The sequence below is a fragment of the Amycolatopsis sp. NPDC006125 genome (assembly GCF_040614195.1).
GTDB classification, from domain to species: domain Bacteria; phylum Actinomycetota; class Actinomycetes; order Mycobacteriales; family Pseudonocardiaceae; genus Amycolatopsis_E; species Amycolatopsis_E tucumanensis.
The window spans coordinates 147,806-158,990 of record NZ_JBEXTZ010000004.1 but is presented as its reverse complement, the minus strand read 5'-3'; the positions used below and the strand labels follow the sequence as shown (position 1 = coordinate 158,990).

Annotated in this window: 13 protein-coding genes and 3 tRNA genes; 8 read left to right on the top strand and 8 right to left on the bottom strand. The window is 68.5% G+C overall.

Annotation, left to right across the window (positions count from 1 at the left end; genetic code table 11):
- The 4 genes from ABZ193_RS04095 to ABZ193_RS04080 all read left to right on the top strand — a co-directional run.
- Positions 1-184: helix-turn-helix domain-containing protein (locus ABZ193_RS04095; RefSeq protein ID WP_354708813.1), on the top strand; the 184-nt coding region annotated here is incomplete at its 5' end.
- A 2-nt stretch (positions 185-186) separates the two neighbouring features.
- Entirely contained in the window at positions 187-1,788 is a 1,602-nt protein-coding gene (locus ABZ193_RS04090; RefSeq protein ID WP_354708812.1) for a hypothetical protein, read from the top strand.
- A 387-nt stretch (positions 1,789-2,175) separates the two neighbouring features.
- Positions 2,176-2,475 (top strand): helix-turn-helix domain-containing protein, encoded by a 300-nt coding sequence (locus tag ABZ193_RS04085; RefSeq protein WP_354708811.1) that lies wholly within the window; start codon positions 2,176-2,178, stop codon positions 2,473-2,475.
- 13 nt (positions 2,476-2,488) lie between these two features.
- Positions 2,489-3,811 (top strand): site-specific integrase, encoded by a 1,323-nt coding sequence (locus tag ABZ193_RS04080; protein ID WP_354708810.1) that lies wholly within the window; start codon positions 2,489-2,491, stop codon positions 3,809-3,811.
- Between the two features lie 77 nt (positions 3,812-3,888).
- Here the strand turns inward: ABZ193_RS04080 and ABZ193_RS04075 are convergent.
- From ABZ193_RS04075 to ABZ193_RS04055, 5 genes are all read right to left on the bottom strand, one after another.
- Positions 3,889-3,962: transfer RNA gene (locus ABZ193_RS04075), tRNA-Phe, on the bottom strand.
- Between the two features lie 30 nt (positions 3,963-3,992).
- A tRNA-Asp gene (locus ABZ193_RS04070) sits at positions 3,993-4,066 on the bottom strand.
- An 18-nt stretch (positions 4,067-4,084) separates the two neighbouring features.
- Positions 4,085-4,157 (bottom strand) — tRNA-Glu (locus ABZ193_RS04065).
- Positions 4,158-4,351: 194 nt separating this feature from the next.
- Positions 4,352-5,092: a hypothetical protein gene (locus ABZ193_RS04060; RefSeq protein ID WP_354708809.1), complete on the bottom strand. Its 741-nt coding sequence runs from the start codon at positions 5,090-5,092 to the stop codon at positions 4,352-4,354.
- A 194-nt stretch (positions 5,093-5,286) separates the two neighbouring features.
- Positions 5,287-5,523, bottom strand: a complete 237-nt coding sequence (locus ABZ193_RS04055; RefSeq protein WP_020418281.1) for a hypothetical protein — start codon at positions 5,521-5,523, stop codon at positions 5,287-5,289.
- A gap of 473 nt (positions 5,524-5,996) precedes the next feature.
- Here ABZ193_RS04055 and ABZ193_RS04050 point away from each other — a divergent pair, with 473 nt between their 5' ends.
- Complete coding sequence (locus ABZ193_RS04050; protein ID WP_020418282.1) at positions 5,997-6,431, top strand: hypothetical protein; 435 nt, start codon at positions 5,997-5,999, stop codon at positions 6,429-6,431.
- A gap of 68 nt (positions 6,432-6,499) precedes the next feature.
- Here the strand turns inward: ABZ193_RS04050 and ABZ193_RS04045 are convergent, their stop codons facing one another.
- On the bottom strand, positions 6,500-6,703 hold the full coding sequence (locus tag ABZ193_RS04045; protein ID WP_017985566.1) for a cold-shock protein: 204 nt from the start codon (positions 6,701-6,703) through the stop codon (positions 6,500-6,502).
- 370 nt (positions 6,704-7,073) lie between these two features.
- Here ABZ193_RS04045 and ABZ193_RS04040 point away from each other — a divergent pair, with 370 nt between their 5' ends.
- Positions 7,074-8,276, top strand: coding sequence for an Ig-like domain-containing protein (locus ABZ193_RS04040; protein WP_354708808.1), 1,203 nt, complete (start codon positions 7,074-7,076; stop codon positions 8,274-8,276).
- A 54-nt stretch (positions 8,277-8,330) separates the two neighbouring features.
- Here ABZ193_RS04040 and ABZ193_RS04035 read toward each other — a convergent pair whose 3' ends face one another.
- A complete protein-coding gene (locus tag ABZ193_RS04035; RefSeq protein WP_157358550.1) occupies positions 8,331-8,492 on the bottom strand; it encodes a hypothetical protein in 162 nt (53 codons plus the stop codon).
- 197 nt (positions 8,493-8,689) lie between these two features.
- On the opposite strand from ABZ193_RS04035, the gene ABZ193_RS04030 reads away from it, so the two are divergent.
- Positions 8,690-8,812, top strand: coding sequence for a hypothetical protein (locus ABZ193_RS04030; RefSeq protein ID WP_020418285.1), 123 nt, complete (start codon positions 8,690-8,692; stop codon positions 8,810-8,812).
- A 52-nt stretch (positions 8,813-8,864) separates the two neighbouring features.
- Here ABZ193_RS04030 and ABZ193_RS04025 read toward each other — a convergent pair whose 3' ends face one another.
- Positions 8,865-10,226 (bottom strand): MFS transporter, encoded by a 1,362-nt coding sequence (locus ABZ193_RS04025; RefSeq protein ID WP_354708807.1) that lies wholly within the window; start codon positions 10,224-10,226, stop codon positions 8,865-8,867.
- Positions 10,227-10,482: 256 nt separating this feature from the next.
- Between ABZ193_RS04025 and ABZ193_RS04020 the strand changes: the two genes are divergently transcribed.
- Positions 10,483-10,968, top strand: coding sequence for a PaaI family thioesterase (locus ABZ193_RS04020; protein WP_020418287.1), 486 nt, complete (start codon positions 10,483-10,485; stop codon positions 10,966-10,968).
- Positions 10,969-11,185 lie beyond the last annotated feature (217 nt).

Below are 11,185 nucleotides of genomic sequence, written 5' to 3'. Positions count from 1 at the left end.
GCTGCGCGGCCGGCGGCCGCGCAGCAAGTCCGGCCACCGCGACCGCGAGGTCGCCCGGCTGACCCGCCTCGGCCTGACCGCGGCCGAGATCGCCGAACGGCTGGGCATCACCCCGCGCACCGTCGTCCGCAGCCGCGCCCGCGGGCGCCTGGACCACCAACCCGGAGACGTCAAGGAGTCCTGATCATGAGCAGCACCCCGGACAACGCCCCCGAGAGCGGCCAGCGGCGGCGGTTGTGGACGGTCGGTGCGGGCGGTCGGCCCCGGGTGCGGGTCGGGGCCGCACCCGAGACCATCCGCGTGCTCACCGAAGCCCTCGACTCCCGCCTCATCCCCGACACCTACGTCAGCGACGGCAACCCGGTCGCCCTGGAGTCGGTGTCCGGGGCGGCCGACCCCACCGCCGGGGACGAGGATGTGGCGCTGCCCCTGTCGGCGACCCCGCTCAAACCGCCGCTGCTGGCGTCGCTGCTCGCCCAGCACGCCGACGTCGTGCGGCCGAGGGTGGACGAGAAGGGCAACACCACCGATGTCGAGGTGTCCCCGCCCGGGCCGGTGCTGGCCGCGGTGCTCGCCCGCCGGTCGTGGCCCGGGCTTCCGGTGCTGCGCCGGATCATCTCCACACCGGTGCTGCGCCCGGACGGCACGCTGCTGCAAGCCCCGGGCTACGACCCGGCCACCGGGTTCTACCTCGCCGCCAACACCCACCTGCCCCCGGTGCCCGACCAGCCCACCGGCGAGCAGGTCGCCGCGGCGCGGGAGTTCCTGCTGGAGCGGTTCCTGCGCGACTTCCCCTGGCGGGAGCCGGCCGACCGGGCGAACTATCTGGCGCTGCTCGTGACGCCGATCATCCGGCCGTTCACCCGCACCCTCTCCCCGTTCGGCGTGATCGACGCGTCCATGCCGGGCTCGGGCAAGACCATCCTCGCCGGGTGCGTCGGGCTGCTGGTCGGGCAGCGGGTGCTGACCTGGACCGACTCCGAGGACGAACTCCGCAAAGCCATCACCACCGTGCTCGCCGACCAGTGCGGCGCGGTGGTGTTCGACAACCTCGTGGAGGGACACGTGATCGACTCCGCCGTGCTCGCACGGCTGGTCACCGAACGCACCTGGACCGACCGGCGGCTGGGCACCAACGCCGCCGCCACCTACCCCAACGACCGGCTCTGGCTGGCCACCGGCAACAACCTGCGCACCGGCGGGGACATGGCCTCCCGCACCGTGTGGGTCCGCCTCGACCCCAACTGCCCGCGCCCCGAAGCCCGGACCGGGTTCACCATCCCCAACCTCGACTCCTGGATTCTCGACCCCGCCAACCAGGCCACCGTGCTGTGGCACCTGCTCGTGCTCATCCTCGACTGGACCGCGGCCGGTGCCCCTACTGCGGCCGGGGTGCCGCAGATGCGGCAGTTCACCCGCTGGGCCCAGCACCTCGGCGGGTTCCTCGCTCACCACGGCATCGAGAACTTCCTGGGCAACGCCGAGCACGCGCGCGAACTCGATGACGACGCCGCCGAATGGCGAGCGTTCCTGCTGGCCTGGCACGACCTGCACGGTGAGCAGCCCCTCACCGCCCAGCAGGTACGGGGGAGCGCCGAGACCGTCGTCGGCCCCGACCCGTGGGCCGGCACCTTCCCCACTACCGCGGCCGGGAAGCCCCTGTCCACCAAGGCGCTCGGCAGGCGTCTCACCGGGCAGCTCGACCGCTGGCGCGGCGACGTCGTGCTACGCAGCGTGCCCGACCCGCACACCAAGATGCGCCTCTACTGGGTCGAGCGCACCGGCTGACGAGCTCAACCCCGGGAAACAAACCCGGAAACCCCGCAAACCCCGCAGCCGACCAGAACAACCCTCCATGAACAGGGAGAACGTCGGCTACAGGTTGCGGGGTTTCACTCCCGGCGGCTCACGTCCAAACCCCGCAAACCCCGCAACTCTGCGGGGTTTGCGGAGTTCGCCCAACCCGCCGATCCCAGCAAACCCCGCAAGCAAATCCCCAGCTCCAGGGCCACTTTGCGGGGTTTGCGGGGTTTGAAACGCACTTCCAGCACTCCGCCCAGATATTCCGCCGACCACCCCCGTACCCGCCCCCGTGATGCACGCGCAGGGGTGACAGTCCGTAGCTGCCGTGGACGACGTCCGCTGGCGTAACCGAGAGATCGAAAGGGCCGCCGCATGGCTACCGCCGACGAGATCACGGAGCTGGCCACCACGCTCGCCAAGCTCGCCCGCAGCATCGCCGAACGCGAGGCTGCGCCGTCCGCACCACCGGTCCGCGCCCTGCCGGAACGAGTGATGCTCACCGCCGAAGAGGCAGCCGAACAACTCGGCATCGGACGGACGCTGATGTTCAAGCTGCTCCGCACGGGCGAGATCGAATCCGTCCGCATCGGCCGACTTCGCCGCGTCCCAGCGTCCGCCATCCGCGAATACGCATCCCGCCTCATCAACGACTCCGCCGAAACCGCAGCCTAAGGAAGGAAGCCCATTGCCTCGCAGCAAGCGCCCGGCAGGGACCCGGAACCCGAACGGAGAGGGGAGTTTCTACTTCAGTGAGTACGACGGGTACTGGCATGCCCGAGTGACCGTGGGGGTGCTTGACAACGGAAAGCCTGACCGCCGCCACATCAAGCGGCGGCGCGAGGAGGATGCCCGCGAGGAATACCGGAAGCTCCTCAACGAGCGCGACCAGGGAACGGTGCGCAAGAAGGGCCGCGACTGGACCGTTGAGGCTTGGCTTCGCCACTGGGTCGAGAACATCGCACCGCTGACGGTCAGGTACAAGACCCTCCGCGGGTACCAGACAGCCGTGTACAAGCACCTCATTCCGGGAATCGGCGCGCATCGGATGAAACGCATCGAGCCGGAGCATTTCGAGAAGCTCTACGCGAAGATGCTGGACTCCGGACTCAGGCCGGGAACTGCGCACCAGGTCCACCGGACGGCCCGCACCGCGTTCGGTGAGGCGGAGCGGCGGGGAATCATCATGAGGAACGCCGCTGCGCTCGCCAAAGCCCCGCGCGTCGACGAGGAGGAGGTCGAGCCGCTCGAAGCTGACGAGATTCAGAGGCTCCTCTCGGCGGCCCTTCGACGGCGCAACGGTGTGCGGTACGTCCTGGCGCTCGCCCTCGGAGCTCGGCAGGGCGAGGCCCTCGGGATGAAGTGGAGCTACCTCGATGAGCGTCGCAGGACGCTACGGGTCCGAAAGGCGCTTCAGCGGCAGAAGTGGCAGCACGGCTGCGACGACCCACATGCATGCGGAGCGGCCTATCACCGCACCGAGAAGTGCAAGCAGCCCTGCAAGAAGCACACCCGCCCCTGCCCGGAACCGTGCCCACCGACCTGCACGGAGCACGCGCGAATGTGCCCGCAGCGGAAGGGTGGCGGCCTGGTTGAGGTGGACGTGAAGTCGAGGGCTGGCCGCCGCACGTTTCCGCTGCCCGATGAGTTGTTCAGCCTGCTGATGCGCCACAAGGAGCGGCAGGAGCGCGAACGCGAGCACGCCGGCACCGAGTGGCACGAGGGAGACTGGATCTTCACACAGCCGAACGGCAAGCCGCTCGACCCGCGAGCGGACTACGGCGATTGGAAGGCGCTCCTCGCCGAAGCTGGTGTCCGCGAGGCTCGGCTCCACGACGCGCGGCACACCGCGGCTACGGTCCTGCTGATCCTCGGCGTGCCCGACCGCACTGTGATGGACCTCATGGGTTGGTCAACCGTTGCGATGAAGGCCCGCTACATGCACGTCACCGACGCGATCCGCCGGGACGTGGCCGAGCAGCTCAACGGGTACTTCTGGAGCCCCAACTGAGACCCTAATTGAGCACCCTCGAACGCCAAACGGCCCCCGCCTTGCTCGGCGGGGGCCGTTTGTGCTGCTAGAAGCGGTGGCCAGGGCCGGGGTCGAACCGGCGACCTTCCGCTTTTCAGGCGGACGCTCGTACCAACTGAGCTACCTGGCCGGAAACGCCGGCTGAAGCCAGACGCTACTGCGACCCTGACGGGACTCGAACCCGCGACCTTCGCCGTGACAGGGCGACGCGCTAACCAACTGCGCCACAGGGCCATATGCATTTGTCATGCGTACTCCCAACGGGATTCGAACCCGCGTTGCCGCCTTGAAAGGGCGGAGTCCTAGGCCGCTAGACGATGGGAGCCCGGCCGGTTCGGGTGACCGACCGACCGCGCTCTCAGGTCTCCCTGGGAGCGATTACAAGCATAGGGCACTCCACGAGCCCCCTTCCACCGGGTATCCCTTAACGGTAAAAACCGTGCCTGAGCTGCGGAAACATGCGAGCCGAACCTCCGGCGACCCAGCCCTGGCAGCCGACAGCCGCCAACGTGTCCCCGGTCACTCTTCGCGACCGAGGTCAGCCAGCGAGCGCACCAAGGCATCCCGATCGCCCTCAGACAGCACCTCCAGCAGCTCGCCCATCCGCTCATCCGTCAGCGACTCCGCGCGCCGCCAGCGGGTTTCCAGGTCCGGGCGCCGCCGGGCGCGGGCGATCAGCTCGTCGGCCGCCTCCGGGGACCACGCCGTCCGCAACAGGCGCGCCCGGCCGCCCTCCGGGTCCGCCACCACCGCCTCCGGCACCGTCAGCCCCACCGCCCGCAGCGCCGCGAAGTGCAACCCGCCGCGGTACTCGCGCAGCAGCATCAACCCGTGGCCGATCCGAGCGACCGGATCATCCGGCCACGAGACCTCCTGCCAGCCCGCGAACAACGCCAGTCCGCTCGCGTCCGCGGCCGCCACCAAGCGGGGCAGCAACTCGCCGAGCGCCGACTCCCGCAGGTGCGCCTTCGACCACCGGTACAGCGCCTCGGTGTACGCCGAGACCGCCGCGGTCGAACCCAAAACCTCGGTTGCCGAGGGCAAAACAAGATCCACCACCCAGCGGGGGAAGATCCCGAACAGCTCGGCGACCACGGACGGTGACGGGTCGCCGAGCACGGCGGACCGGCCGCGGAAGTACAACGCCCGCCGCCCGAGCCCCACCTCGCGCTCGACCTCGGCCAGCTCCGGCGACGTCATGAACGCGCCCCCGTACTTCTGCACCGCAGGACGGATCTCCCGCGCGATCTCCACCGCCACGACCGGCTCCTCTCGACTGGTAACAGTGTTATGTTACCTGTAGCGAAGAACCATGGCGGCAATTTCACCGACAGCGAAGCAACTGGGTGGAAATTGTTTGCCCCGAGCGGAGCAACGCCGGTATCTTTCCGGACCTGGGGCCGGTCAGGGGTGCGACCAGGGGGTGCACCCCTGACCGGGAAGCACCGGGAACATCACCGCTGGACCGGGTTGACGCCTTCCTCGTCCGGCACCAGGCCGAGCATGTCCAGCAACTGGGCGCAGTCCTGCGCGTCGATCGCGCCGGCGGCCACCGCCAACCTCGCACGTCGCACCTGGTCGTCCGACACACGTGGCGCGTCGGCCTGCCCGGAACGCTGCGTGGGGACCCCGGCCGGATCGCCGCCTTCGTATCGAAGGAGGAACTGCCGAACTTCCACAGACCCGCTCATAGCTCCTCCCGAAAGGACTGTCACGCCAACAACTTCGCCGCGAGGCTAGCGAGCGGGACGTCGGCCACGCAGCCCCCCGCAGAGTGAACCTGTGAACACGCAACGTTCCCGTTCCGCGTCCGCGCAGATGAACCGCAGGCGACGGTGCGATGACGGGTTGGGGCAATTTTTCCCGTCCAGCACTCGCGTCATCGGGCCGCATCATGTAACAATCGACTTGCTGACACACCCCCGGTCAGCGCCTGTGGAGATCCCCTCCGGCCCCCGCGTTCCTCCCCCTGGCGCGGGGGCCCCTCCATTTCCAGGGCACATTCCGGCCCGCATTTCCGGCCTGCGTGAATGACTCGCGGTCAGCCCGGGATTGCGACATGTGGGCGTACGTCCCACCCGAACAGCCCAGGAGATCGGGAAGAACCCGTGTGTCGTGCACCACATTGAGGGTCGTCTCGAGACCTAACCGTTATCGTGGCCGGGTGCCTCTTCCCTCTCTCGGACGCCGGAACAACACCCGGACCAACCTGAAGCCGGTCAACCCGGGCAAGCACCGGAACTCGGCGGACAAGGAATCGCAGGGCGCCGTCGAGGACCACGAGCTCACCAGCTACCTCGCCGCGCTCGCGCCGGAAACCGGCCCGGAAAGCACCGGAACCGGCAAGCGCTTCGGCGAGGCGCAGGTCTACCAGCTGCGCATGAACCTGGTCGCGAGCTCCCAGCTCAAGGACATCGCCGCCGAGCGCGGCACCTCGCCGCAGGCGCTGGCCCGCGAATGGGTGCTCGAGCGCCTCGCCTGGGAGGCGCAGGCCGCCTCGCAGGAGCGCCGCCAGTTCGCCGACCACACCGGCGTCGCCGACACCGACCAGCACCACTTCGACCAGAACTGGGACCGGCCGCGCGCCGGCCGCGTCTGACCGCAGACAAAAAAAACCGTCCCCGGCGGAGGACCGCCGGGGACGGGACGTTCATGGACAGGTGAGCGTCAGATGACGCGCACCTTCTGGGCCTGCGGCCCCTTCTGCCCCTGGCCGATCTCGAACTCCACGCGCTGGTTCTCTTCGAGGGTGCGGAACCCGCGGCCCTCGATCTCCGAGTAGTGCACGAAGACATCGCCCTCGCCGCCGTCCTGGGCGATGAAGCCGAAGCCCTTCTCGGCGTTGAACCACTTCACAGTGCCTTGCGCCACCGCTGTTGCTCCTCGTCAATAACTCGGGCCGCCCGGACGGTTCCGACGGGGTGAGCGACGAGCGCGTGCGGCTCCCGGCTCGCGTCGAAAGTTCCGCGAGTGTGTAGCCACGACCACGCAAAACAACGGCCTGCGCGGAAGCCTACCCGGATGTGAGCGATTTCGGACCCCATTGATTCCGTCACTGAGATGGCGTAGTGCGGTCACCCGGTCACTGTCGGACCCACTCGATAGGCTGATCAACTAGCGGCCGACCGTGGCGTTCCGGCATCGAGGGTCCCTCGATAGTGAGGCGAGTCACACTCCTCAGCGTCAACGATCACCTACGGACGCGCGTCTGTCTGGCGACAGGGGAGAAGGGGCTTCAGAGGTGACAGGACTTCACAAGCGGCGCAAGCCGCTGGCGCTGATCGGGCTCGGTCTGGCCGCGCTGCTGGCGCTGAGTGCGTGCAGCGGCGGCGATTCGCCCGGCACGACCGGGACCGGGCAGACCGCGTCCGCCGACGCGCAGCAGACCTCGGCGGGGCCGGCCAAGCTCGCCGTGCAGCCCGCGGACGGCGCCAAGGACGTGGCGCCCGCGGACTCCGCGCAGGTGACGGTCACGGACGGCGAGCTGCAGTCGGTCACGCTCACCAACCCGGAGGGCAAGCAGGTCGCGGGCCAGCTCGGCGCCGACAAGCGCAGCTGGACCGTCACCGAACCGCTCGGCTACGGCAAGAAGTACACGTGGTCGGGCACCGCGCTGGGCAGCGACGGCAAGCAGGTCGCCATCGGCGGCTCGTTCACCACCGTCAGCCCGCGCAAGCAGCTGTCCGCCAGCCTGAACGTCGGCGACAACCAGACCTACGGCATCGCGATGCCGATCGCGCTGACCTTCAGCTCCAAGGTCACCGACAAGGCAGCCGTCGAGCGCTCGCTGACCGTCGAGACCACGCCGAAGACCGAGGGCTCGTGGGCCTGGGTCTCCGACACCAGCGTGCACTGGCGGCCGAAGGAGTACTGGCAGCCGAACACGCAGGTCAAGGTCGCCGCGAACATCTACGGCGTGAAGATCGGCGACGGGACCTACGGCAAGCAGGACGTCACGGCCGCGTTCTCGATCGGCCGCTCGCAGATCGTCAAGGGCGACACCAGGACCCACCGGATGCAGGTCATCCGCGACGGCGTGCAGATCGCCGACTACCCGGTGAGCTACGGCCTGGACTCCGACCCCGGCCGCGTCACGCACAGCGGCATCCACGTGGTGATGTCGAAGCACGCGACCTACTCGATGAGCAACCCGCGGTACGACTACTACGACGTGAACGTGCCGTGGGCGGTGCGGATCTCCAACAACGGCGAGTTCATCCACGGCCTGGCGTCGTCGATGTGGGCGCAGGGCAAGCAGAACGTCTCGCACGGCTGCCTGAACCTGTCGCCGGCGCGGGCGAAGGAGTACTACGACGGCGCGCTGGTCGGCGATCCGGTCGAGATCACCGGCAGCACCCAGACGCTGTCCGCGAAGGACGGCGACTACTCGGACTGGACCTACTCCTGGGCGGACTGGACGAAGCTGTCCGCCCTCGCGGGCTGATCTGTCAAGGCGTGAAGGCCACTCCCGCCACGCGGGGGTGGCCTTCACTGTTTTCTAGAGCGCGTGGCCGTCCAGGGCGGGCGGCGGCGCGGGCACCGACGGGACCTCGCCCGGTTCCGGGACATCGAGCAGCGGCGGCACCACGACCATCTGCTGCGTCATGTCGTCCAGCAGCCGCGCCGCTTCGCCCACTCCGGGCCGACGTTGCTCGCCCATCCCGCAGCCGCCTCCTCTGGGATTCCGGTTTTGCCACGGTTCATTCTGCCGTGGGCGAGATCACCCCTCAATGGGGGTCTGTCGGAGAAATACTCACCAACTTCGCGGCGATGAGTAACACGGGGAACATCCCCCGACCACACCCCTGTAACACGGCGCGGTGACAGCCGCGCCCGAACACTCACGAGGAGGAAGCAATGGTGTTCGCTGCTCTGCTGGTGGAAGCCGGCTTGGCGGTTGCGGTGGCATCGGCTCTCACCACCTACGCACGGCGGCACTTCGCTCCTCGTGCCGAAGCCCCCGCCGAGGTCACCGAGTGAGCGAGGGCCGGGCCCCATCGGGGACCCGGCCCTCTTCCGTTCCGGTGTGGCGTCAGTTCGCGGCGGTCTTGGCCGCCGGCGGCGCGGTCACGCCCTTTTCGTTGATGTGGTCCATCGGGACCCGCGCCGTCTCCGGGATCTTGAAGATCGGGAACAGCGCGATCGCCGCGGCGATCATCAGGTAGTAAGCCGGCCAGTCCTGGTTGCCGGTGCCGTGGATCAGCGCGGTCACGACGACACCGCAGGTGCCACCGAAGATGGACGTCGAGACGTTGTAGCCGATCGCGAAGGCGCCGTAGCGCACGCGGGTCGGGAACATCGCCGGGAAGGTCGACCCGATCACCGCCAGCATCAGCACCAGCAGCAGCGCCACGATCAGGAATCCGAGGAACAGCAGCACGGTGCTGCCGCTCTGCATCAGCTTGATCGACGGGTAACTCAGCACGAGGAAACCGATCGCCGCGGTGATCAGCATGGGTTTTCGCCCGACCCGGTCGGACAGCGCGCCGATCGGCGCGATCAACGCGATCTGGATCAGCTCCACGATGATGATGATCACGGTCGCCGTGTTGTCGCTGATCTTCAGCGTGTCCGTGAAGTACGTGGGCATCGTCGTCAGCAACATGTAGTCGGCGATGTTGAGCAGCAGCACGATCCCGATCAGGTTCATGATCATGCGCCAGTTGCGCGTCAGGGTCTCCTTCAGCGGCGCCTTCTCCGCCTTCTCGCCCGCGGCCTCCAGCCGCCGGAACTCCGGCGTGTCCTCGAGCTTGTTCCGCAGGTACAGACCGATGATGCCGAGCGGGAGCGCCACCCAGAACGGGATCCGCCACGCCCAGCTGTCCACCTGGTCCGCGGTGAACGACAACGTCACCGTCAGCACGACCAGGTTGCCCAGCACGTAACCGGCCAGCGTGCCCATCTCCAGGAAGCTGCCCCAGAACCCGCGCTTGCGCGTCGGGGCGTACTCGGCGATGAACGTCGCCGCGCCGCCGTACTCGCCGCCGGTCGAGAAGCCCTGGATCAACCGGAGCAGCAGGACCAGGATGGGGGCGCCGATCCCGATCGCGTACTCGCCCGAGTACGTCGGCAGACAGCCGACGAGGAACGTGCAGCCGGACATCAACAGGATCGTGATCGCCAGCACGCGCTGCCGCCCGATCTTGTCCCCCAGAGGGCCGAAGAACGCTCCGCCGAATGGCCTAACCACGAACCCGATCGCCACCAGCGCCAGCGATTTCAGAATCGCGTTCCCCTCGCCGGGAAAGAACACGGTGCCGATGCTGGCGGCAATCGCACCCGAGGTGAACACCCCGTAGTCGTACCACTCTGTTGCGTTACCCATGGCCGACGCGATGACGGCTCGTCTGACCGTCTTCTCGTCGACCTCGGGTGCCTGCGCTGTGTTCGTCATGTTCGCCCCGACCTCCTCAAACTGTTTCGTGCCAGCGCGGTCAAGGTTGCGACCTTAGTGCCATCGGGTAGTGATTTTCTCTCCTGTCGTGGTTTTTGTCTCTTCGAAGCCGGGGTAGCCCGTCGTTTTCGGGGTAGAACCGGTTACCGTGTCCGATGTGAGCGACAAGCGCCGACCTGCGAATCCGTGGCCTCCGGTCCAGGCCGAACAGCCGGAGATCCACCCCAAGGCGCCCGGGCCGGGCACGAAACTCGAGATGCACTACGCCGAGTGCTTCGGGTGCGGTGAGGTCGACAACGGTCTGCACATGCACTCCACCGTCGGTGACGCCGGAGTCGTGTACTCGCAGTTCCCGGTGACGAGCGCGCACCAGGGCGCGCCGGGGCTCGCCCACGGCGGCCTGCTGGCGTGCGCGTTCGACGAAGCGCTCGGCTCGACGGTCGGCAACCTGCTGCGCCGCCCCGCGGTGACCGGCAAGCTGGAAACCGACTTCCTGCGGCCGGTTCCGGTCGGTACGACGCTGTTCATCGCCGCGCGCGTGGACGGCGTGGCCGGCCGCAAGATCTACGCCAGCGCCGACGGGCACCTCGACTCCGCCGACGGCCCGGTGGCCGTGCGCGCGCGGGGACTGTTCGTCCAGGTGGGACTGGAACACTTCACGACGCACGGGGATCCCGAGGCGCTGCAGAAGTTCTCCCAGGCGCGGACCGAACGCCGTGAGGACTGGGACATCAACCCCTGACGCTCAACCCGTGCCCCCTCGACCAGCACGGCGCGGCGAACCGCAAACACGTGGACCCACCACGGTGTTTGCCGCCGCGGGCGGCGAGTTGGACGCCCTGGGTAGCAGGTTAGCCGCCCCGGCGGCAAGTTAGCCGCCCCGGCGGCAAGTTCCCCGCCCCGGCGGTGAGTTGCCGTTCCCGGCGGCAAGTTCCCCGCCCCGGCGGCGAGTTGCCGTT

Bases quoted from the DNA above. Each gene is read 5' to 3' on its own strand.
- ABZ193_RS04090 (WP_354708812.1), top strand. From the start codon at position 187: ATGAGCAGCACCCCGGACAACGCCCCCGAGAGCGGCCAGCGGCGGCGG.
- ABZ193_RS04030 (WP_020418285.1), top strand. From the start codon at position 8,690: ATGGTGTTCGCTGCTCTGCTGGTGGAAGCCGGCTTGGCGGTTGCGGTG.
- ABZ193_RS04085 (WP_354708811.1), top strand. From the start codon at position 2,176: ATGGCTACCGCCGACGAGATCACGGAGCTGGCCACCACGCTCGCCAAG.
- ABZ193_RS04020 (WP_020418287.1), top strand. From the start codon at position 10,483: ATGCACTACGCCGAGTGCTTCGGGTGCGGTGAGGTCGACAACGGTCTG.
- ABZ193_RS04035 (WP_157358550.1), bottom strand. From the start codon at position 8,492: ATGGGCGAGCAACGTCGGCCCGGAGTGGGCGAAGCGGCGCGGCTGCTG.
- ABZ193_RS04055 (WP_020418281.1), bottom strand. From the start codon at position 5,523: ATGAGCGGGTCTGTGGAAGTTCGGCAGTTCCTCCTTCGATACGAAGGC.
- ABZ193_RS04025 (WP_354708807.1), bottom strand. From the start codon at position 10,226: ATGACGAACACAGCGCAGGCACCCGAGGTCGACGAGAAGACGGTCAGA.